Origin of the sequence: Marinobacter sp., from assembly GCF_052094685.1 — a bacterium.
Taxonomy (GTDB): Bacteria; Pseudomonadota; Gammaproteobacteria; order Pseudomonadales; family Oleiphilaceae; genus Marinobacter.
The window spans coordinates 1-22659 of sequence record NZ_JBQDKB010000039.1; the positions used below are offsets into that span (position 1 = coordinate 1).

General features: G+C 53.1%; 19 protein-coding genes and 1 other RNA gene. 19 read left to right on the top strand and 1 reads right to left on the bottom strand.

Features of this window, described 5'->3' with window-relative positions:
* From ffs to ACTH3S_RS09680, 17 genes are all read left to right on the top strand, one after another.
* Positions 1-66, top strand: an RNA gene (gene ffs / locus ACTH3S_RS09600) — signal recognition particle sRNA small type; the annotation flags it as partial.
* 127 nt (positions 67-193) lie between these two features.
* A complete protein-coding gene (dnaX, locus tag ACTH3S_RS09605) occupies positions 194-2056 on the top strand; it encodes a DNA polymerase III subunit gamma/tau (protein ID WP_441808788.1) in 1863 nt (620 codons plus the stop codon).
* A gap of 3 nt (positions 2057-2059) precedes the next feature.
* Positions 2060-2383, top strand: a complete 324-nt coding sequence (locus tag ACTH3S_RS09610) for a YbaB/EbfC family nucleoid-associated protein (protein ID WP_441808789.1) — start codon at positions 2060-2062, stop codon at positions 2381-2383.
* A 34-nt stretch (positions 2384-2417) separates the two neighbouring features.
* Positions 2418-3020 (top strand): recombination mediator RecR, encoded by a 603-nt coding sequence (gene recR / locus ACTH3S_RS09615; protein ID WP_441808790.1) that lies wholly within the window; start codon positions 2418-2420, stop codon positions 3018-3020.
* 43 nt (positions 3021-3063) lie between these two features.
* Positions 3064-4212 (top strand): ribonuclease D, encoded by a 1149-nt coding sequence (locus ACTH3S_RS09620; protein WP_441808791.1) that lies wholly within the window; start codon positions 3064-3066, stop codon positions 4210-4212.
* Positions 4209-4502: a YcgL domain-containing protein gene (locus tag ACTH3S_RS09625; RefSeq protein WP_441808792.1), complete on the top strand. Its 294-nt coding sequence runs from the start codon at positions 4209-4211 to the stop codon at positions 4500-4502. The genes ACTH3S_RS09620 and ACTH3S_RS09625 overlap by 4 nt, the downstream gene beginning before the upstream one ends.
* Entirely contained in the window at positions 4499-4945 is a 447-nt protein-coding gene (locus ACTH3S_RS09630) for a YcgN family cysteine cluster protein (RefSeq protein WP_441808793.1), read from the top strand. Before ACTH3S_RS09625 ends, ACTH3S_RS09630 begins: the two co-directional genes overlap by 4 nt.
* On the top strand, positions 4945-5289 hold the full coding sequence (locus tag ACTH3S_RS09635; protein WP_441808794.1) for a hypothetical protein: 345 nt from the start codon (positions 4945-4947) through the stop codon (positions 5287-5289). The genes ACTH3S_RS09630 and ACTH3S_RS09635 overlap by 1 nt, the downstream gene beginning before the upstream one ends.
* Positions 5290-5317: 28 nt before the next feature.
* Positions 5318-7213 carry a vWA domain-containing protein gene (locus ACTH3S_RS09640; RefSeq protein ID WP_441808795.1) on the top strand — a complete coding sequence of 632 codons (1896 nt, stop codon included), beginning with the start codon at positions 5318-5320 and terminating at the stop codon, positions 7211-7213.
* Between the two features lie 18 nt (positions 7214-7231).
* Positions 7232-8074: an AAA family ATPase gene (locus ACTH3S_RS09645; protein WP_441808796.1), complete on the top strand. Its 843-nt coding sequence runs from the start codon at positions 7232-7234 to the stop codon at positions 8072-8074.
* A gap of 22 nt (positions 8075-8096) precedes the next feature.
* Entirely contained in the window at positions 8097-9275 is a 1179-nt protein-coding gene (locus ACTH3S_RS09650; RefSeq protein ID WP_441808797.1) for a vWA domain-containing protein, read from the top strand.
* A gap of 384 nt (positions 9276-9659) precedes the next feature.
* Entirely contained in the window at positions 9660-10217 is a 558-nt protein-coding gene (locus ACTH3S_RS09655; RefSeq protein ID WP_441808798.1) for an AraC family transcriptional regulator, read from the top strand.
* A gap of 6 nt (positions 10218-10223) precedes the next feature.
* Positions 10224-11609 carry a hypothetical protein gene (locus tag ACTH3S_RS09660; protein ID WP_441808799.1) on the top strand — a complete coding sequence of 462 codons (1386 nt, stop codon included), beginning with the start codon at positions 10224-10226 and terminating at the stop codon, positions 11607-11609.
* Entirely contained in the window at positions 11606-14425 is a 2820-nt protein-coding gene (locus ACTH3S_RS09665) for a tetratricopeptide repeat protein (RefSeq protein WP_441808800.1), read from the top strand. The genes ACTH3S_RS09660 and ACTH3S_RS09665 overlap by 4 nt, the downstream gene beginning before the upstream one ends.
* A 94-nt stretch (positions 14426-14519) precedes the next feature.
* A complete protein-coding gene (locus ACTH3S_RS09670) occupies positions 14520-14954 on the top strand; it encodes a hypothetical protein (RefSeq protein WP_441808801.1) in 435 nt (144 codons plus the stop codon).
* Positions 14955-14957: 3 nt separating this feature from the next.
* Positions 14958-15257: a hypothetical protein gene (locus tag ACTH3S_RS09675; RefSeq protein WP_441808802.1), complete on the top strand. Its 300-nt coding sequence runs from the start codon at positions 14958-14960 to the stop codon at positions 15255-15257.
* Entirely contained in the window at positions 15254-16258 is a 1005-nt protein-coding gene (locus ACTH3S_RS09680; protein WP_441808803.1) for an AgmX/PglI C-terminal domain-containing protein, read from the top strand. Before ACTH3S_RS09675 ends, ACTH3S_RS09680 begins: the two co-directional genes overlap by 4 nt.
* A 14-nt stretch (positions 16259-16272) precedes the next feature.
* Here the strand turns inward: ACTH3S_RS09680 and ACTH3S_RS09685 are convergent, their stop codons facing one another.
* Positions 16273-16767 carry a MaoC/PaaZ C-terminal domain-containing protein gene (locus tag ACTH3S_RS09685; protein WP_441808804.1) on the bottom strand — a complete coding sequence of 165 codons (495 nt, stop codon included), beginning with the start codon at positions 16765-16767 and terminating at the stop codon, positions 16273-16275.
* 186 nt (positions 16768-16953) lie between these two features.
* On the opposite strand from ACTH3S_RS09685, the gene ACTH3S_RS09690 reads away from it, so the two are divergent.
* A complete protein-coding gene (locus tag ACTH3S_RS09690) occupies positions 16954-18630 on the top strand; it encodes an AMP-binding protein (RefSeq protein ID WP_441808805.1) in 1677 nt (558 codons plus the stop codon).
* A 53-nt stretch (positions 18631-18683) separates the two neighbouring features.
* A complete protein-coding gene (gene hrpA, locus ACTH3S_RS09695; protein ID WP_441808813.1) occupies positions 18684-22547 on the top strand; it encodes an ATP-dependent RNA helicase HrpA in 3864 nt (1287 codons plus the stop codon).
* Positions 22548-22659 lie beyond the last annotated feature (112 nt).

A 22659-nucleotide genomic window follows, 5' to 3' on the forward strand; every position in this document is an offset into this window, starting at 1 on the left:
CCCGGTCAGGCCCGGAAGGGAGCAGCCGCAGCGGTGGAATTGTGTGCCGGAGTGTCGCTGGTGGGGCCACCCCCAGATTTTCTTTTTATCCCCTTCTAGAATTTTCTAAGCTCTGATCTCTGCTTCTTATATCTTCTTATAAACCCGCGTCCATGCTATGGTTGCAGGCGTTTTTCTCAGCAGTTGGCGGATCATGAGCTACCAGGTACTTGCCCGTAAATGGCGCCCCCGCACCTTTGAAGACATGGTGGGCCAGGAACACGTTCTTCAGGCGTTAATTCACGCGCTGGAAAACCAGCGCCTGCATCATGCCTATCTGTTTACCGGAACCCGGGGCGTGGGTAAAACCACCATCGGGCGTTTGTTGGCGCGCTGTCTTAACTGTGAAACCGGCATTACTCCGCGACCCTGCGGCACCTGTTCCAGTTGCCGGGAGATTCAGGAGGGCCGGTTTGTTGATCTGATCGAGATTGATGCCGCATCCCGCACCGGCGTGGATGACATGCGGGAGCTCACAGACAACGTTCAGTACGCGCCCAGCCGAGGCCGCTACAAGGTGTACCTCATTGACGAGGTGCACATGCTCACCAACCAGTCGTTTAACGCGTTTCTCAAAACCCTGGAAGAGCCGCCGGAGCATGTAAAGTTCCTGCTGGCCACTACTGATCCCCAGAAGCTGCCCGTAACGGTTCTGTCCCGCTGCCTGCAATTCAACCTCAAGCGTATGACGCCGGAGCATATTGCCGGGCACCTAACAAACGTACTCACTGCTGAGCAGATTCCTTTTGAAGAGCCTGCGCTCTGGTTGTTGGCCCGCGCTGCCGACGGCAGTATGCGTGATGCGCTGAGCCTTACCGACCAGGCCATTGCCTTTGGTAATCAGAAGCTAGCTGCCAGTGATGTCAGCAGCATGTTGGGCACGATTGATCAGCAGGATATTGAGCGGATTGTAAACTCGCTGGTAGACCGTGATGGCCCGGGTTTGCTGGCGGAGATTAGCCGTATTTCGGATTTTGCACCGGATTACAGCGTGATACTTGCGGATCTTTTGTCTTTGTTCCATCGGGTGACCATGGAACAGGTGGTTCCTGGCAGTGCCGACAACGCGCTTGGCGATGCCGCTCAAGTGCAGTCTTTGGCACGGAAGTTAAGTGCTGAAGACGCCCAATTGTTTTACCAGGCGGCACTTGTGGGCCGGAAAGACTTGGCGATAACTCCTGATGCCCGCATGGGCTTCGAGATGACGCTGCTCCGTATGCTGGCGTTTCGTCCTGGCTCTGATCGGCGGGCGCCGCCTGCGGCAAGTAATGCCGGATCTGTGCCTGATGGAGAATCCCGGGACGAGCCCGAGCCTGCACCAACACCCTCACCGGTGATTGCACCACCTGTTGCCACAGCTGGCGAGCCAGAACCTGCTGCGGAGCCGCAGCTAACGCCACCTTGGGATCCGGAGCCTGAATTCGAACCGGCGCAAGAGCAAGCACCAGAGCCAGAACTGGTACATGCGGCGCCTGCAGATGCAGATCTCGAATCCGAGCCGTTGCCGGCGAGCGCGCCTGCTGTTGATGAGATCCCGGAGCCGCTGCCGGCCGATCCGGTCGAGCAACCGACAGAAGTCTCCATTGAGCCGGCCTTTGATCCTCTTCCAGAAGGGGAGTTTGTGTGGGAGCGTGATTTCCGTAGCTTGGGCATTGTAGGTATGCCCGGCAACCTTGCCAGTCACAGCACCATGGCCCAAGCCGGCGAGACCATCACGCTTTTAATAGATGAAGGTCACGCTCGGTTGCTGAACGCTCGGCATGAAGAAAAAATTCTGGCTGCCTTGAGAAATCACTTCGGCGACGCCATTCAGTTAAAGATAGAGCAGGGCGACGCGGGGTCACATACTCCGGCGGCCTACGAGGAGCGCCAGCGCAAAGCACGCCAGCGCGCGGCAGAAGAATCTATCCGCAATGACCCGTTGGTTAGGTCCATTGTTGAACGGTTTGAGGCCAGGGTGGTCGAAGACAGCATTAGACCAATAAAAGACAGGCCAACAGAGATAAGCAGGAGATAATATATGATGAATAATATGGGCGACATGATGAAAAAGGCCCAGAAGATGCAAGAAGATATGCAGAAAGCCCAAGAGGAGGCTGCAAAAGCCGAAATTACCGGTGAGTCTGGCGCGGGCTTAGTGAAGATCACCATGAACGGTCGCCACGATGTGCGCAAAGTAGACATCGATCCTTCTTTGATGACCGAAGAAAAAGACATCCTTGAAGACCTGCTGGCGGCAGCCATCAACGATGCAGTGCGTCGTGTGGAAGCGAACCAGAAGGATAAAATGTCCGGCATGATGTCTGGTATGGGGTTGCCCCCCGGCTTCAAGATGCCGTTTTAAGGCTTTTTTCTGAATAGCAGTTTAAGGATGTTTCATGGCGTTCAGCCCGCTGGTTGATGAACTTGTCGAATCTCTCCGGTGTTTACCGGGCGTTGGTCAGAAAACGGCCCAGCGTATGGCTTTTCACTTGCTTGAACGCGCTCGCTCGGGCGGAATCCGGCTTTCTGATGCGTTAAGTAATGCTATGGACGGTGTTCGCCGCTGTGAAAGTTGCCAGAATTTTTCAGATACCGAAGTGTGTGGGATTTGTGAAAACCCGGCCCGAAGTATCGGCACACTCTGCGTGGTGGAAAGCCCATCAGATCTGTTGGCAATTGAACAAGCTGGGGACTACAAGGGCAGTTATTTTGTGCTGATGGGGCATTTGTCTCCCATTGACGGAGTAGGCCCCGAGGAAATCGGCATCGAACGGCTACTACGCCGGGTGCGTGCAGATGGTGTCTCCGAGCTTATTTTGGCGACCAATCCGACGGTGGAAGGTGAAGCGACCGCCCACTATATTTCTGATCGGCTCGACGGTTTAGATATCCTTATCACTCGCCTTGCCCACGGTATACCTGTAGGTGGTGAGCTTGGTTACGTCGACGGTTTTACGCTCACCCATGCGTTTCGCGGCAGAAAACCTCTGCTGGACTGATTCCGCATCAGCGTCTTTATGGCGCTTTTAACTGGCTTTTTCTATGACACTTCCTCTATCCGCTATTGATGTTCCACCCGCCCCAGAAACCATTCATTGGATTTCAACACCAAGCGAGCTAGACACCTGGTTAGACAGCGCTCCGGGGTTGCCTCTGGTTTTGGATACTGAATTTGAGCGGGTAAACACCTTCTATCCCATTCCCGGGCTGGTTCAGCTTGGACTTGGTGATCGTTTTTGCCTGGTAGACCCGGAAGTGGCGGAACAATCGACTCGCTTCCGTGAGGTGATCGCAGATCCTGCTGTTATCAAGCTGCTGTATGCGATGAGTGAAGATCTTGAGCTATTTCGGGATTGGCTCGACATACGGCCAAAAGGCGTTGTTGATTTACAGATTGGTGCCGCCATGGCGGGTGCCGGCTTTTCTCTGGGCTACGCACGGTTTGTTGAAACCCTCTTTGGCGAGGCGCTGGATAAATCCGTTACCCGTTCCGATTGGATTTCCCGCCCCTTGAGCGAAGCGCAGCAGAGGTATGCGATTGACGACATACGTTTTCTTGCGCCCATGCACCAGTGGGTGTCTACCCATCTTCGGGAGCGGGGGCTTGAAGCTGCGCTGGTGGAAGAATCTACCCGGTTTGCAGACGAGCTTGCTGGGCAGGACGACCCAGACGCTCATTATCTTCGCCTGCGTGGCGGCTGGGCTTTAACCGCACAGCAACAACTGGTACTTAAGAAGCTAGTTGCCTGGCGGGAGTTGGAAAGCAAAGAACGCGACCGACCTCGCGGCCGGGTGCTGGCGGATCCGTTGCTTATTGCTATTGCCGATCAGCTACCCAAGTCTGTAAACGAACTTTCAAACATTCAAGGTGTTCCGGCGGGTGCGGTTCGCCGGTATAGCCAGGCGCTGCTTGAGCTAGTTGAAGCTGGATGCACTGCCGACTGCTCGGAGCTTAAGCCCATTGCGCCACCCTTGACACGAGATCAACAAGCGGGTTTTAAGGAGTTAAAGAGATTTTTCAAGAAAGCCTCAGAAGCTGCTGATATACCCGTTGAATTGGTTGCGCCAAGGAAGCGGCTTGAAAAGGTGATGCAGGATAAAACCTTGGCTGAGAGCCCATTTTTTCATGGCTGGCGCGCCAAGATACTAGAGCCGGTAATGAACGATATTGAGGGTTATCTGACATCATGAAAGATCGCGAGTTCGTGTCTGTTTTTCGAAGCAGCAAAAAAAGTGATACCTATATTTTCGTGCGTCGCGGACAAAAGTGGGATGAGTTACCTGAAAGCCTTAACGCGATTTTTGGTAACCCCATTCACTCAATGGATTTGGTGATGACCCCAGATCGAAAATTGTCCAGAACAACTGGCGAGCAGGTATTGAAAGCTATTGCGGATAAAGACTTCTTTTTGCAAATGCCGCAGGAGCAAGATGCCTACGTGATTGATTTCCGAACAAAGCCGGGGTTAAGAGATTCATGATTGCCCAAATCCCGTTCTGGCAGCGCAAGCGCTTGAGCGAGATGACCCAGCAGGAATGGGAATCCCTGTGCGATGGGTGCGGTAAATGTTGCCTGAACAAGCTTGAAGATGAAGACACCGGCGAGGTGTACCACACCGATCTGGTGTGCCGTTATATGAATGACGACACCTGCCAGTGCACGGTTTATCCAGACCGCCTGCAAAAAGTACCCGGCTGCACTGTGCTGACACCGGGTACGGTGAACGATTACCATTGGCTGCCCCACACCTGTGCCTACCGCACTCTGGCCGAGGGTAGGCCGCTTGCCGACTGGCATCCGCTACGCAGCGGGAGCCCAGATTCGGTGCACGAGGCTGGTGTTTCTATACGCCATAAGGTGATCCACGAGGATCGGGTGGCAGAAGAAGACTGGGAAGAACATATCATTCACTGGATTTTGTAATGATCGATACTGACGCACAAACTGCATACGGCATCTTCTGGGTTGCCTACGTTATCGCTTTCGTCGTGTTTTTTTTCATGATGAAGACGCTGTTCCGTTTTATACCGCTATACGGCTTGCGCACTCTGCTGCTTGTGATGTTAGTGGCTTTTCTACTTACGCCAGTAGAATCCCCCGAGCTGGCGGGTTGGTGGATTCCAGCGTGGCTTTTCGGAGGTTACGAGTCCATTCTGGGTGATGCGGACGACGCAGGCCGGGCATGGCTCAATCTGGGCATTGGGGGTCTTGTCATGCTGTTTGTTTGGATTCTGGATATGGTGCGCTACCGGTTAACCAAACGCTGAGATGCCCACACATTTTTTGAGAGCAACAATGCCGAAATTCCTCACACTGGTTTTGTTCACTGCTTTATTGCTGCCTGGAACATTGTGGGCTAAAGAATCCACCAAGCTGACACTGCCAGAGCGTGCGGATGTCCGGATAATCGTGGATATTTCTGGTTCCATGAAGCAAACCGACCCGAACGATTTGCGGCAGCCTGCAGTGCGGTTGCTGGCCCGGGTACTACCAGAGGGCAGCACTGCCGGCGTGTGGGCGTTCGGTCAGTATGTGAACATGCTTGTGCCCCACGGTGAAGTGACCCAATCCTGGCGTGATACGGCGATTGAGCGCTCCCAAAAAATTAACTCTGTAGCGTTGCGCACCAACCTTGGTAAAGCCATTGAGGTCGCCAGTGACGATTATGTGACCGGCGGCTCGCTAGAAAACACCCACTTTATTTTGCTGACAGACGGCAATGTGGATATTTCAGACAGTGCGGATGTAAACCAGGCTGAAGAAAAACGAATCCTAGGTGAAATCCTGGACGATTTAGTTGCCAGAGGTGCTAGGTTCCACCCAGTGGCGCTTTCAGATTTGGCAGATGCCGGTTTTCTGACGACCCTGGCCGAGAAGTCACAGGGTAGCTACCGCATGGCCAACACGGCGGAAGCCCTCAATCTGGCTTTTCTGGATTCCCTGAATAATGCAGCGCCCCAAGAGCAAATTCCGATCGAAGGCAATGCGTTTACCGTTGATGGTGGGGTAAAGGAATTCACGGCATTAGTCTTCCGCGGCCAAGAGGAAGGCGGCGAAGCGTTCGAGCCGGCTAGCCTGGAATTGATCCGCCCTGATGGTGAAACTCTTCTTCAATCTGCGCTGGCAGACAATGTTCGCTGGGCTAGCGAAGCGGCCTACGATCTGGTGACCATTACTGAACCGCAAGCAGGTGAGTGGCGCATAAAGGGCCAGCTGGGTGAGGGCAGCCGCGTGACGGTCGTCAGTGATTTGAGGATGGTGGTAAGCCCTCTGCCTGCGACGTTTACCACCGAATCGCCGGTTGACGTGCGCGTAGCGTTTTTTGAGAAATCAGAAAAAGTGACCAATCCAGAATTTCTCGATGTGATAAGCGTGCAACTTAACCTAACGTCTGAAGACGGCCGCAGCGGCAACAAGACGTTATCAGGCGATCAGCCACCCGAAGATGGAGAATACACAGACACTATCAGCAAGCTCCCCGATGAAGGCCTATACCGGATTGATATTGTTGCGGATGGCAAAACGTTTGCACGCAAATTTAGCGCAACAACCGAGTTCATCGTGCCCGTAGGTATGAGTGAATCAAGCCTTGGCGCACCTATTGATATCAGCTTGGCCGAGCAGGTTCCGGCTTCATCTCAGTCTTCGGACCCCGAGCCTGCGCCGGTGGTGGAAAGCGGGCCTTTGCCCGCTGAGCTAACCGAGGGTGAACTCGCGGAGGAAGCGCCCACAACTAGCAAAGAGCCTTTAGCTAGCGAAGAGCTCAGCGCTAACACAAAGCCTTCGGCCGAAAAAGAATCAGAAAGCGCCTCAGCACGGCCAATACCGCTCTGGGTGATTGGGACCGCAGTAGGCGGACTGTTCATTCTCGCACTGATCATTATTTTGCTGGTACGCAAACGCCGTAACGCTCAGGCCGCAGCCGATGGGCCAGATAACGAAATCGACGGCCTGGATGATCTGCAACAGGAAATGGCAGATGCTGAAGCACAGGCCCCAGTGGTCATGCCGGAGCCAGAGGAAGAAGAAATACCCATCGCTAACGTTGTGGTAGAGCAGGCCGAAGACGATGAGGAAGAGGCGTTCGGTTTAGACGATTTCGACTTGTCTGAATTTGACGATTTACCCGATTACGATTCGCCCGAGGAGCCTGAACAAGGCACCAAATCGGACGATGAACAGAAAAAGTAACCAATAGGAATTATGCACATGAAGTTTACCGGTACCGATAATTATGTAGCCACCGATGACCTGCAAATGGCCGTAAACGCGGCCATTGCGCTGCAACGCCCACTGCTGATCAAAGGCGAGCCCGGCACCGGCAAAACCTTGCTGGCAGAAGAGATGGCAAGCTCCCTGGGTATGCGGTTAATTCCCTGGCACATTAAATCGACCACCAAGGCTCAACAGGGCCTGTATGAGTATGATGCAGTTTCCCGTTTGCGGGATTCTCAGTTAGGTGATGAGAAGGTTAACGACATCAGCAACTACATTGTGAAGGGCAAACTCTGGGAAGCGTTTGAAGCCGATGAGCAGGTAGTGCTGTTGATTGATGAAATCGACAAAGCCGACATCGAGTTCCCCAACGATCTGCTGCTCGAGCTGGATCGCATGGAATTTTACGTATACGAAACCCAGCAGTTCGTAAAAGCCGCCAAACGGCCCATCGTGGTTATCACCAGTAACAACGAAAAAGAACTGCCAGACGCCTTCTTGCGTCGCTGCTTCTTCCATTACATAAACTTCCCGGATCGCGACACCATGCAGAACATCGTGGATGTTCACTTCCCGGGTATTCAGCAAAAGGTGGTGAAGGATGCACTTGAGGTGTTCTTCGATGTGCGGAAGGTTCCGGGTCTGAAGAAAAAGCCTTCTACCTCCGAGCTAATCGATTGGTTGAAGCTGCTTATGGCAGATGAACTCTCCGCGAAGATGCTGCAGGAAAAGGACGCCAGTTCCGCTTTGCCGCCTTTGTACGGCGCTTTGGTAAAAAACGAGCAGGACGTACACCTGTTGCAGAAGCTGGCGTTTATGGCCCGCCGTCGCGGCTGAATTTCGGCAAGAGTGTAGTTTTATGTTGATTGATTTTTTTCTCGAAGTGCGGCGGGCCAAGGTGCCTGCCAGCCTGCGCGAATTCCTCGATCTGCTGGAAGCGCTGCAACAGCAGCTTGCCTTTGCGGATATGGAGGAATTCTATTATCTGGCGCGGTTATGCCTGGTAAAAGATGAGCGCCACTTTGACAAGTTCGATCGGGCGTTCAAAGTTTATTTTGATGGCATTGAACACTTGGATGATTTGCTGGAAGCCTTGATTCCAGATGAGTGGCTTAGGGCCGAGTTTGAGAAAAACCTGAGTGACGAAGAGAAGGCCAAGATTGATTCTCTTGGCGGTTTGGAAGAGTTGATTGAAACCTTCAAGAAGCGCATGGAAGAGCAGAAGGAACGCCACGCTGGCGGCAACAAGTGGATTGGCACCGGTGGTACGTCGCCCTTTGGCGCCGATGGCTATAACCCGGAAGGCTTCCGTATTGGCCAGAAGAAGGGGCGCCACGGGCGTGCCATCAAAGTTTGGGAAAAGCGCGAGTTCCAAGATCTGGATGACAGCGTTACTCTGGGTATACGCAATATCAAGGTAGCTCTTCGGCGATTGCGAAAATTCGCTCGCCAAGGTGCTGCAGACAAACTCGACTTGGACGACACCATACGCTCCACAGCCCGTAACGCGGGCTATCTGGATTTGAAAATGGTGCCCGAGCGGCACAACGCGGCTAAAGTGCTGATCTTTTTCGATGTGGGTGGCTCCATGGACCCCCATGTGCGGGTGTGTGAAGAGCTGTTTTCAGCCGCACGCCTGGAGTTTAAGCACATGGAGTACTTTTACTTTCATAACTTTGTGTATGAAAGTGTGTGGACGAAAAACATCCGGCGCATGAATGAGACCACCAGTACTTGGGATATCCTTCACAAGTATCCACCAGACTACAAAGTGATCTTTGTGGGCGATGCCACTATGGCACCCTATGAGGTATCTCACCCGGGTGGTTCCATCGAACACTGGAACGAAGAAGCGGGTGCGACCTGGTTTCAGCGAATTAATGAGCATTTCCGCAAGGTGGTCTGGATCAACCCGCTACCGGAAAATTACTGGGGAACCGGTGGCTCGCTGGGCATGACCAAGCAGTTGGTGAACAACCACATGTACCCGCTCACGGTGGAAGGCCTGGAATCGGCCATGAAGTACTTGAGTAAATAAAAAAGCCGATGCGGTTGAGACATCGGCAAAGCTCGGCATATCAAGCGGGGGTGTGTTTTACGCACCCCTGCGCTTGCTTCAACAGCAAATACAAGGCCAGGAATAAAAATACGCTAAAATACAAATGAGTAATGGGTCCTTCAAATAAGCTTCAGTCTTTTTCTACCCTCCAGAAATTCCCTGTCTGTCAAATAAATCGACATTTTTTCACGCCTGCGTTTGTTCAATAAGTCCTTATCTCGGGTTTTCGAATTGGTGATCTGGATACCGTTCTTCGCTGTTACCAAGTGTTACTCTTTCTACCGGATTGTTACAAAGCCCATCAGCTTAAGAGAGGGTGGTGCCAGCGACAGAACGTTCAGCGACGGCAGGAGCAGGAGGCTTATGTTCGGCCTACATAAAACAAAAAGGTGCCGGGACAAACAGCCCAAAGGATTGGGTATCGGTCTTATTGGGGCAGTGGTGTTGATAACCTTGGGTTGCGGCCCAGTTATCGCATCCTCATTGGATGAGGACATCAGCAGTCTAAAAGCTGAGGTCTCCGCCCATTCAGCCGAAATCTTTCAGCTTGAACAAAAAGTACTTCACCCAGTTGATACACGCTTGGCCGTTTTTCTGACACTCACTAGCCGGAGTGGTCTCGATCTGGATACAGTGGAACTGTTTGTTAATGGCCAGCCTGTGGTTTCGCACCTGTACACCGCTCGGGAAAGTGAGTCGTTGCAGCAAGGCGGCATACAGCAACTCTTTACGGGCAATTTGGCCAACGGCTCACACCAACTGAAAGCAGTGATTACGGCCCGTGCGGCTAACGATCGGTTTGTGCGTAGGGAGTCTATTCATGATTTTCAAAAGCGCCCCGGCGTACTTCGTTTAGAGCTGGCTCTTGAAGCCAAAGCGCCTGATTACGAACCCCGTGTTTCGTTTGTTGAGCGGAAGTAGCCAGTCATGAAGCTATCCATGTTGCGCTATGCCGTGATCCGCATTGTCTTGGTGAGCATGTGTGGTTGCGTGGTAGCACCGGCTTATGCCGAGCAGCTTTCGCCAATGCCCCGCCAGCAGCTTCTATATGAACAAGCTGAGCTCGCCCGCCTTAGTGGGTCTGCTGAACAAGCGGGCAAGATATTAGCGGGTATGGACGAAGGGTACTGGTCTGCAGTTGGCTATCTTAATCTTTCTGGTGACTATGCCCGCAACGATCTGAATGCTTCACGGGCATTGGTCGCTCTCCGCGTGGCGCTGGCGATGGCAGATAAGGATTCCGATGCCCAGCGCAAAACAGCATTACGCAGCCGGATTCTTCTGCGTGCGGGGTACCTTGCCTACAAAAGCTCGGAGTATGAGAAGGCCATAGGCTTCTTTGAAAAAATACCACTGAATAGCCATATAACTCCTCAGGCCCTTTATTTTCACGGTCTGGCACTGTCGGAACAGGGCAATCACCGGGCAGCGATGCAGAGTTGGCACCGGGCGAAAAAGTACTCTTTAGCATACCCAGGTGTTGCAGATGCCTGGATAGGCATGGGGCGCGGGTACGATCTTTCTGGTTACCTGGGACAGGCTGGCGAAGCTTACCTTGCCGCGAATGCGGCCTATGAAAGCGAACGGGTTACGTTGCGCAAACTGGCTGGCCAGATTGAGGAGCGGGGGGCGTATAAAGCGCTTGTTGTGGATGCACGTGGCGCAAAGGTGGATTGGTTTCTCGCAGACAGCCGCACGCTTACCCAACCACGCATGGCCTATCTGCTTAGCTTTTTGGAACCGCGCGCTGCGCAGGAAGCCGTGAATCGGGTTGTGGGCTTGGCAGAAATGGAGGCAAGCCTTGAGCGTAACGCTCAAGATCTTGATGTTTTTAGTACCGCAATCGCAGGCCAGCTTGAATCGCCAAACTTCCCAGGCCAAGCCTCTATAGAAGAAGCGTTGCAAGACAGCAACGCGAGGCTCAAAGCACACCTGAGTGCTCTGCAGCAGCGAGGGGGTGAAGGAGGGTTAACTCCAGATCAGCGCCTTCAGCTCAGAATAATTAAAACAACACTTTCCGATTCCGAACAGCAACTCCATAAACTTAGCGACAACTCTGCTTACCGCTCAACCAATCTTAAAGCACTGCTCAAGGAAGCCCGAAAACTACGCAAGCAATCAATCGTTCATCTTGAATCCGTTTCGGCGCTCCGTGCTCAGGCAGAAATTTTACTTGATCGCCTGGCATTGGATTTTGTTTCAGCTCAGGACAAAAGAATGGTGTTTGCCCTGGACAAAACTGAGCAACAAATCGCCCACCTTTATGAGTATTTGGCTTTGAAGGAACTGGACTCCGGGGAGCAGGTAAAATGAGGGGGTTGCGTATTGTTCTATTCCCGCTGTGTTTGTTTTGCAGTTTAGTGTATGGGCAGGAATCGTTTCGCGTAGAGCTGGGCAAAGATGGTGAAACCATCGCCGATATGCGTCCGGTCTTTTTGAAATTTGAGACACGGCCGCTTCCTGCTATTTCCCCGGCGGAAGTTGCGAGGCGCTACCAAAGGTTGTTCAGCACCACCGACGAACCGACAGTGCGTGTAGATGCTTTGAACCGCCTAACAAACATCCGCGATCGTTCTGGTGAGGATATAGGGTTCACCCCAGCCGAAGAAACCAAGGTGTATCAACAGGCGATCGAGAGCTACGAGTCTATTCTCGAGCGCGGTACGTTTGGCGGGCGCCTGGACGAACTCATGTATCAAATGGCCAAGGCTCATGCGTTGACAGGCCAGAACAATGCCTCTGTAAAACGTTTGCAGCAGTTAGTTGGTCTTTATCCAAATTCGCCCCTGGCCCCAGAAGCCAGGTTTCGGTTGGCGGAATCTGCGTTCGCCGCCGGCCGTTATATTGAGGCCGAGGCAGAATACCGGAAGCTTGTAGATGGGCATGATGATGCAGGTGGGTTGAAGAATAAGGCCCGGTATATGCTTGGGTGGGCATTATACAAGCAGGGATCGCACGCATGGGAGAGGGCCGGACACCGTTTTGTTGCAGTGCTGGATGAATCTCTGCCAAGTGCCGAAAGCCTTAACCAAGTTTCTGAATCCAGCGTAGACAGCATTGATGACACGCTTCGGGTTTTAGCACTGATGGCCAGCCGCCGGAAGGGCTCGGAAACTCTGATGAACTGGTTGCAGCCTAATGCGCTACGTTCTTGGACGCCTTTGGCGTTTGATCGGCTGGCCGATTTATACGCGGTGCAAGGTGATGCCGAGGCCAGTGTGGCAACCAATCAGGCTTTTGTGGAGTATTTTCCGTCGCATCCTCAGCGGGCAGGTTTTATGGCCCAGGTTGTGGATGTCTGGAACCAGGCCGGCAAGCCCGCGCAAGCAAGAGACGCTATGGCGGATTATATCGCTCTGTTTGACGATCAAAGCGATTATGCCGCACTTGAGCCTGATTATCGCGACAAATGGCGTAAGTTCAGTCGTTTGCTTGCCGATTATCATTATGCAGAAGGTAGCTCTGGCGAAGGCCATATTGTCACTGATTATAAGGCGGCAGCTAGGTACTACGAGGGGTTAGCCGGTCGGAGTGACGGCGCAGGTGAGCTTTTCCGCCTTGCGGGGGATGCGCGGCTGCAGGCAGGGGAGTATCTATCTGCGCTTAGAGATTTTCACGTGGCGGCTTATGGCGTACCTGGCTACGAACAGCGTGCCGATGCCGGATGGGCCGCCATTGTTTTGGTGCGGGCAGGTGTGATCGGCGACCAGGTTTCCACAGGGTTTGAGCCCAGTCTTGGTGATCTGACCACAGAAGCGGATCGGTTTATAGGGCGTTATGGTTCCGACGTTCGAGGGCCTGGGTTGTTGGCTGATTTGGCCACTCGCTGGCTGGAAAACGGGGATAACGAACAGGCTTTACACCATGCCATGCAAGCCACCAGTCACGGTCAGGCAGGGCCTGAAACACGGTACGCCGGGTGGGTAATAACAGCCCAGGCACGGGAACGCGCAGCAAACTACGGTCTTGCGGAAAATGCTTGGCGAGAAGCCTTGGCCTTGGCGATCGGGGGGGGCGAAAAATCAATCACGGAAATGGAAACGGCAGGGCTGCGCCAGCAGCTGGCCACAGCTATTTATCGCCAGGGCGAAACGGCGGCTGAGGCCGGTAAAACGGAGATTGCTGTCGCACACTTTCAGCGAATTGAGACCGTGTTCCCTGGGGCGGAAATCGCTGTTAAAGGGCGTTTCGATGCAGCGAACACCCTGCTTAAGACTTCACAATGGCTGCCGGCTATCAACGAATTAAACCGCTTTCGAATAGATTATCCAGCACACGCACTTACCTCGGGAATCAGCGAAAAACTGGTTCTGGCTTACACCAAGTCGAGCCAGCCATTGCGGGCTGCGCGGGAATTAATGGATATGGCTAACAATCGTAGTAATGAGGTGGGAGAGGTGCAAGGTGGTGTGTGGGGTTACAGGCTTCGGGCTGCGGAATTGTTCCATGCGGCGAAAGCGGAGGGTCAGCGTAATGCAATCTACGAGCACTATCTTGCGATCGGCCCAGTTGCTGTGGAAGCAGATGAGCACGTTCAGTTCCAGACCATGCGCCACCGGTTGGTAGAAGCTGGCAGCCAGTCGGAGCATTGGCAGGCGGAGATGGTGGCAGCGGAGCTGGAAAGCCGCTGGCATTCGAAGCAGACCCTGCAGTGGGCGGCTAGTGGAGCGCTGGCAATGGGTGCTGAGGTCGCAGCAGAGTTTGCCAGCATTGAGCTGAGTATTCCACTTAAGGCCTCGCTGGATCGAAAACAACGTGCCATGGAAAAAGCGCAGGCGAATTTCCGCAATGCAGAGTCTCTTGGAGGCGACACAGTATTACCGGAATCTTTGTACCGTCGTGCAGAGCTTCACCGAATTATGGCCAGAGACCTTATGGTATCCGCTGCGCCGGATGGGTTGAACGAGATGGAACAGATGCAGTATCGAATGTTGCTTGAAGAAGAGGCGTATCCGTTCGAAGAGCGGGCAATTGATCTGCATTCGGAAAACCATCAGCGAATAATCGCTGGTGGCTTTAATGGCTGGATAGAAAAAAGCCTGAGTGTTCTTGCTGAACTACATCCCGGCCGTTACGACCGATCGCTGCAATGGATGAGCGGAACCACGGAGGGCCATGATGATGTGTAGACAAAACCGGATTCGTTGGCCTGGGCTAAAGCCATGGCTCTTTGGGAGTTGGCTAAGCGCAACTTTTTTACTATTTGGTTGCGCAGGGCAATCGATGGAGTCATCGCAACCCGCATCTCCTGATTCTCAACAGACGTCCCTGATACACAAAGCACCTAACCCGCAGCAAGCGCTTGTGTATGAACAGGAGGGCGCTGCAGCGTACGAGCAGGGCGATCTTCTATCTGCGATTGACGCCTGGCAGCTAGCTGTGGAGCTAAACCCGGGTGACGCTGTAACTCATAATAATCTGGCGCTTCTTCTCAAGCAAAAACATCGCTTCAATGAGGCGGCTATCCTGTTAGAAACCGGCCTTGAGAGTTCGCCAAACGTTGCTGAACTGCATTACAACCTTGCGATTATTTCTGAGCTGTACCTACTTGATTTGAAAAAAGCTCTTAAACATTACCAGCGGTACCAAAGCCTATCGGCCGATGAGGATAAAAAGGTAAAGGGGTGGATTGCGGATCTGGAAAGGAGGCTGGACTAAATTATGAAGACGCTATACCTATGGGGCCTGCTCGTGCTGCTCATACCTAAGGTTTGCGTTGCTTCAGGCGATGCAGACTCGGTACGAGGAAATGATGCTCGGAAGGGGCAAACCGGGCGCCTGAGCATTAAAGGAATCTCTGCCAATGTGGGCGAAGACGAGCCGCGTGTGCTAACTATTTTGCCCTGGCGCGCGCCCACGTTGCCGCGCCGGCCAAGGGCAGAGTTAGAAAGCTCCGCTCCGGAGCTGCTTCAGGCTCTCGACCCACAGGTTCTTGAGCGCCACCGGGAGTGGCGGCAATGACGGGCATGAATGCTATGCCTGCTAATGCGGAATTCAGCTTCGCAAATCCGTTGGGCCGAGCTGTATGGTCTTCGCTGTCATGGAGTCGGGAAGAGGGCGAGCGCCTGCGCTTGGCAGTTATTACTGGTGTAGCGCTTTTACTTTTTATTCCGCTGGCCTTGTTGATCCCCGCGCTTGATGTTCCAGCACCTGAGCGAGAAAAGGCTGAAAGCCTGCCGCCGCAACTTGCAAAGTTGATCGTGAAACCTGAAGTCATTGAGAAACCCGTACCCAAACCCGCTGAGGGCGCTGCACCACCTAAACCGGCACCTACCCCGCAGGTGGCGACGCCAGCACCCAAGCCCGTTCCGGTGAAGCAGCCGCTAAAACAGACGAGCCAGAGCGTTGAGCAGGCACGAGAAACCGCCTCTCAGTCTGGGCTGTTAGCTATGAAAGATCGCCTGACTTCGATGCGTCAGTCGGCGCCTAAGGCTGCGCCAGTTATCCAGGCGAATACCGGTGATGCGGGCAGCTTGGCTAGTGGTGTTAAGGCCCAAGACCAAACTCAGCCCGGTAGTGATACTTTGCAAGGCAGTGGTGGTGTGAACGATGTGCAGACCACCACGCGGGCGGACGTAGACGTTGCCGGACACGAGGTAAGACAAATAGACGCTCCAAAACAAGTAAAGCCCGTTGTGGCCGCCCCTGCGCCGACGCAGAAACCCTCGGTGGGGGAGCGCCCAATGAGCAATATTCGGCAAGTGTTTGATTCCGGTAAAACGGCGCTCTATTCGCTCTATCAACGAGAGTTGAGGAAGGATCCAACCTTGGCAGGTAAGGTGTTGTTGGAGTTGGTTATAGAGCCAGACGGTTCAGTTTCCACATGCCAGGTAATCAGTTCTGAGCTGGCGAGCCCCGCACTGGAGCAGAAAATTGCCATGCGGGTTCATCTTTTTAACTTTGGTATCGATAACGTTGAGGCCCGAAAGGTAAGGTTCCCTATAGATTTTCTTCCGGGCTAAACTGGCCTCTGTGGTTATCCATTGTGGCCCTCAATGGTGACTTTCGGGAGCGCTGGCTTATGAAGGCAAACCTTTTCGGTGGGGGCGATAACCTTGGCTTCTCCAGTGACAACTTTCCGATTGTTTTGGTTGGTTACGATACAGCGGATCACCACCCGATTTTTCGTGTCTTTACGCAACACGGTAAGGTTTACCGTTAACGTGTCATTCAGTTTTACTGGGCGCTTGAACGAAAGGCTCTGATCCAGGTATACGGTGCCTGGGCCTGGCATAACTGTAGCCAGTGCGGCAGAAATCAATGAGCCACTCCACATGCCGTGGGCAATGCGCTCCCCAAACATGGAGCTGGCAGCAAATTCTGGGTCCAGATGTACGGGGTTGCAGTCTCCCGAAACAGCGGCAAATAGCACCAGCTCGTGTTCGGAGAGCGTTCGCGTAAACGTGGCTGTGTCGCCCTCGTGAAGCTCGTCGTAGGTGAGGTTTTCAAGAGTATCAAGGGTGCCGCTCATTGGGTGCTCCATGCGTAAGGCGTTTGGGTGCAGGCGTTTGTGGTTCTGCGCTGAAACTACCTCATCGTTAACAAAACTGCTATTCTCTCCCAACTTTTTTGAGCCTGATACCTATGTCGAGTTGATTTTTGGACAACTCCGAAATAGCAAATCATTATAAAGAGAAGCGCCAGACAGGAGATGGTGATGGATTTTGAGACGTTCTATCAAGACAAATACCCCGCCAGTGTTCCCCGTGAAGTTGATTTGAGCAAGTACAGCAGTATGGTGGACGTGTTTGAACAGGCGGTTAAGAAATATCCAGACCGCCCCGCCTTCAGTGCTGTTGGTACAACTCTCATTTATCGTGATCTGGACACTCAAACGCGCAATTTTGCGGCTTGGCTGCAAAACAAGACAGATCTTAAGCCCGGTGACCGTATTGCCGTGCAAATGCCCAACTTGAATCAGTATCCAGTTGTGGTATTTGGCGCCATGCGTGCTGGCCTGATTGTGGTTAACACTAACCCGTTGTATACCACTCGCGAAATGGAACATCAGTTCAACGATTCCGGCGCCAAGGCCTTGGTTGTGCTGGCGAATATGGCAGAAAACGCCGAGAAAGTTCTGCCCCATACCAGCATAGAACACGTTATCGTTACTGAAATTGCCGATATGCATTCGCCCATCAAGCGCACGTTGATGAATGCCGTCGTTAAACACGTTAAGAAGATGGTGCCGCCGTTCAGCATCCCACAGGCCCATAAGCTGCCTGCAGTGCTCAGCTCCGGTGCCCGCGAGAAGTTTACGCCGGTTGAATGCAAGCCAGATGACATAGCTGTGCTTCAATACACGGGTGGCACAACCGGTGTTGCCAAAGGTGCCATGCTTACTCATGGTAACCTGGTAGCCAACCTGCTTCAGGTTCGCCCCATGATGGAAGACACAGTGGTAAATGGGCAGGAAGTGGTGATTGCCCCTCTGCCTCTATATCACATTTATTCTTTCACCCTTAACTGCGGCATTATGCTGGAGGCAGGCGGCCACAACGTTTTGATCCCGAACCCGCGGGACATTCCAGGCTTTGTGAAAGAGCTACAAAACCACAAATTCACCGCGTTCCTGGGCTTGAACACTTTGTTCGTTGCACTGTGCAATAACGACGAGTTCAAGAAACTCGATTTCAGCCAGTTGAAGCTTACATCGTCTGGCGGCATGGCTCTTACCAGCGACACGGCAAAGATGTGGGAGCGTGTAACAGGCTGCCCAATCTCTGAAGGTTACGGTATGACCGAAACCTCGCCGGTGGTCACTTTTAACCCTCGCAGTGTGATTCAGTTGGGTACGATTGGTTTGCCGGTACCGTCTACCAAGGTTAAGACTATTGATGACGATGGCAACGAAACACAGCTAGGTGAGGCAGGCGAGCTTTGTGTGAAAGGCCCACAGGTTATGCGCGGTTACTGGCAGCGCCCGGAAGACACCCAGAAGTCGTTCACTGAAGACGGTTATATCCAAACAGGTGATATAGCCGTGATTCAGGAAGATGGGTTCATCCGCATTGTGGATCGCAAGAAAGACATGATCATCGTTTCTGGGTTTAATGTTTACCCCAACGAGATTGAAGATGTAGTATCCAGCCATCCGAAAGTGGTTGAGTGCGCGGCAGTGGGTATTCCGGATGCAAAAAGCGGTGAAGCTGTAAAAGTGTATCTTGTTGCCACGGCCGAAGGCGTCACTGAAAATGAACTCAAAGAGTTTTGTCGTGAGCGCCTGACCGCCTACAAAGTGCCTCGTTACTTTGAATTCCGCGATGAACTGCCTAAGACCAACGTAGGTAAAATCCTGCGTCGTGAGTTGCGCGACGAACCGGAGAACAAGTAATTACGGTGACCTTGCAACCTGATAAGTCTTCAGTAAAAGCCGCCATAAAACCGATGATGGAGCAGCTGCCTGTCTGCAACCAGCAGGAAGCTGCCCGCATCGTTAAACTGGTGGCAAGAACCAAGGGAAAGCCTGGCCAGAAAGATCTGGAGAAAATGGCGAACTGGCTGGAGCGCGGTCTGGAAAAGGTGCGCCAACGCCAAGCTCTGCATAAGCCTGCAGGCTTTCCGGCGGGCTTGCCGGTTTCTGATCGTGTGGATGATATCCGCGAAGCGATCGAAAACCACCAGGTGGTCATTGTTGCCGGCGAAACTGGCTCCGGTAAAACCACCCAAATTCCCAAAATCTGCATGAACAGTGGCCGTGGTATTCGCGGCCTAATTGGTCACACCCAGCCAAGACGTATCGCTGCCCGCAGCGTGGCTGCCCGCATCGCCGATGAACTGGGCGAGCAGGTGGGGCAGCAGATTGGCTATCAAGTGCGCTTTACCGATAACACCTCGGAACAGTCCCGGGTCAAAGTAATGACTGACGGGATCTTGCTAGCTGAAGTGCAGCACGACCGCTTTCTTGATCGCTACGACACGCTGATTATTGATGAAGCCCACGAACGCAGCCTGAATATTGATTTTTTGCTGGGCTATATAAAACAACTTCTTCCAAAACGCCCTGATCTTAAAGTCATCATCACATCTGCCACCATCGAAGTAGATCGGTTCAGTGATTTTTTCGACAAAGCACCAGTGCTTGAGGTCAGCGGCCGTACCTTTCCGGTAGATCTTCGCTACCGTCCTCTTGCTGGCGATGAAGATGACCGGGATCAAGGTTGGAGTGATGGCGTTTTAGCCGCCATCGAAGAGGTTGAGCAACATGAGCGAAGCGCGAAGCTGCCGCCTGGTGATGTGCTGATATTCCTGCCGGGAGAGCGTGAGATTCGCAACCTTAGCAAGGTACTCCGACATGCCGAGCTCCGGCACACCGAAGTGCTACCGCTGTATTCCCGGCTGAGCAATCAGGAACAGAACCGGGTATTCCAAAGCCACAGCGGCCGCAGGATTGTGCTTTCTACCAACGTAGCGGAAACCTCGCTAACGGTACCGGGTATTCGTTACGTGATCGATGCCGGTGTTGCGCGAATCAGCCGCTACAGTGTTCGTTCCAAAATACAGCGCCTACCCATAGAGCCTGTATCCCAAGCCAGTGCCAATCAACGGGCAGGGCGTTGCGGGCGGGTTGCGCCGGGCATCTGTTTTCGATTGTACGACGAAGCAGACTTTTTAAACCGCGCGGAATATACGGATCCAGAAATACTGCGTACCAACCTGGCCTCCGTCATCTTACAGATGGCAACTTCTGGTCTTGGCGAAATTCGACATTTCCCGTTTCTGGAAGCGCCAGACAAGCGCCTGATTAACGACGGCTACAAACTGCTGGAAGAACTGAGTGCGGTAGATGACCAGCGCCGGGTGACAAAGCTTGGGCGCACCATGGCAAAATTGCCTCTGGATCCGCGCCTGGCCCGGATGTTGGTAACAGCTGCTGACCAGAGTAGCCTGGCAGAGACGCTGGTGATTATTGCGGGCCTGAGTGTTCAGGACCCGAGAGAGCGGCCCCAGAACAAACAGCAGGCTGCAGATCAGGCCCATGCGCCGTTCAATGACAAAGAATCAGACTTTATTACGCTGCTCAATATCTGGAACTTCTACGAAGATCAGCGGCAGGAATTGTCCCAGAATCAGCTTAAAAAGGTGTGCCAGAAGAGTTTTCTGAGCTGGATGCGCATGCGTGAATGGCGCGACATTCACCGTCAGCTCACGCTCATTTGCCGTGATCAAAAGCTGTCGTTCAATAAAGAGCCTGCCACCTATGATTCCGTGCACAAGGCTATTTTGGCCGGGTTGTTGGGGCAAGTGGCGGTCAAGGTTGAGAACAAGGAATATCTGGCCACTCGCAATCGCAAGGTGATGATCTTTCCTGGCTCCAAAGTGTCGAAAGCTGGGCCAAAGTGGATTGTTGCCACAGAAATTGTTGAAACCAGTCGGGTGTTTGCCCGCATGGTGGCAGCTATTCAGCCCGAGTGGATAGAGCCCTTGGCGGGGCATGTGGTGAAGCATCATTATTTTGAACCTCATTGGGAGCAAAAGCGCGCCCAGGTGATGGGGTATGAGAAAATCACTCTGTACGGCCTCGATGTGGTGCCTAAACGGGCTATAGCGTTCAGCAACATAGACCCGGTGGAATGCCGTAATCTGTTTATACGCCACGCCTTGGTGGAAGGTGACTATAGGTCAAAAGCGCCGTTTATCAGTCGCAATCGCGAGATGCTCACAAGCGTTGAGGATCTTGAGAAGAAGACCCGGCGCCGAGATCTTCTGGTAGATGATGAAGTGCTGGTGGGCTTTTACAATGAACGTTTGCCTGCCGAGATTGTCAGCGGTCGTCATTTTGAAAGCTGGTGGAAGAGCCTAACAGCTGAAGAACTACGTAATTTGGAGCTGACGGAGGAAGATGTTCTGCAAAGGCCGGTTGATGCCCAAGCCGCAGACCTATACCCCGATTTTCTGGAGTGGGAAGGCGTCCGTTACCCGCTGAGCTACGAGTTTGAGCCGACCAGCGAGCGCGACGGCGTTACGCTTCAGGTGCCGCTGATGGCCCTCAGGCAAATTCCTTCCCGGCGCCTGGAGTGGCTTGTGCCTGGCTTGCTTCGGGAAAAGTGTGTGGCGTTGGTTAAAGGCCTACCAAAGTCGCTGCGACGCAATTTTGTGCCGGTGCCAGACTTTGTGGATGCGGCGATTGCCAACCTGCAGCCCTCAAACGAGCCGCTTGCCCTGCAGCTAGGGGAGCAGTTACGCCGTATGACCGGTGTGCGTATTGATCCTGACATTTGGCCCAGAGATGAATTGCCTCGCCATTTGAGAATGAACCTGAGAGTGCTTGGCGATGGCGGCAAGGTGATTGCTGAAAGCCGGGAGACGGGAGAACTGCAGGATCAACTTGAAGGTCGCGCTGAGGCGGCGCTCGCTTCAGCTACTAACGAAAGCCGTCGTGAGGAGCCTGCAAAAGACTATGCTGAGTGGGAGTTCGGAGACCTGCCCAGGCAGGTTCAGACTGAAAAGGGCGGCATGCAGATCACGGTTTATCCGGCCCTTGAAGTTGTGGGCAAGCGGGTTAAACAGGTTCGTTGTTTGGATCGTCTTACTGCGGAAGACACTACCCGCAAGGGGATTGCGCGGCTTATTCTGAATCGGTTCGGTAACACCCTGGATGAATTGGAGCGAAAGCTGCCACGTTTCAAGCATTCTGCGCTGATGTTTGCGCCCATAGGTCAGGCAAAGGTTCTTTTGGATGATCTGCTTTTAGCAACAGCGATGGAGCATTTTTTACAGGACCAAATACCAGATACCCGAGAAGCGTTTGATGCGCTGTTTGATCGCCATCGTGGGGATTTTATTCCTGCGCTGGAACAGGCAGATGAGCGCCTTTACCAAGCCATGACCGGTTATCAAAAAGTAGCAAAGAAGCTAAAAGGAAAGATCAATCTTGCTCTGGCGAATAGTATGGCGGACTTGAAGTTTCAGATGCAAAACCTTGTTTATCCAGGTTTTCTGGTGGCAACCCAGTCGCAGTGGCTTGCAGAGTTTGGTCGCTATTTTGAAGGCGCGTTAGCGAGGCTGGAAAAAATGCCAAGGGAAATGGGGCGGGAGCGAGAATTTCTGCACACCATGGAACCTCTCTGGGCTCGTTACGCCAGCAAGCGGGAACAGCAAAAAAAGCAGGGCGTTCGCGATCCTGAACTTGTGCTTTACCGGTGGATGCTGGAGGAATTTCGGGTCTCATTTTTTGCCCAGCAATTGGGTACAGCCATGACCGTATCTGCGAAACGCCTAGATAAACAGTGGGAACTTACCCGGGTTTGATGGGTATAGCGCCTTTGGTAGGGGCTTCTGCGGGGCGGGCAAAACTCCCGGACTGTGTTAGTATTTCTGAAAGAATGATATTCCTGTCTTTCTGTTTCCTTATTCATGACGT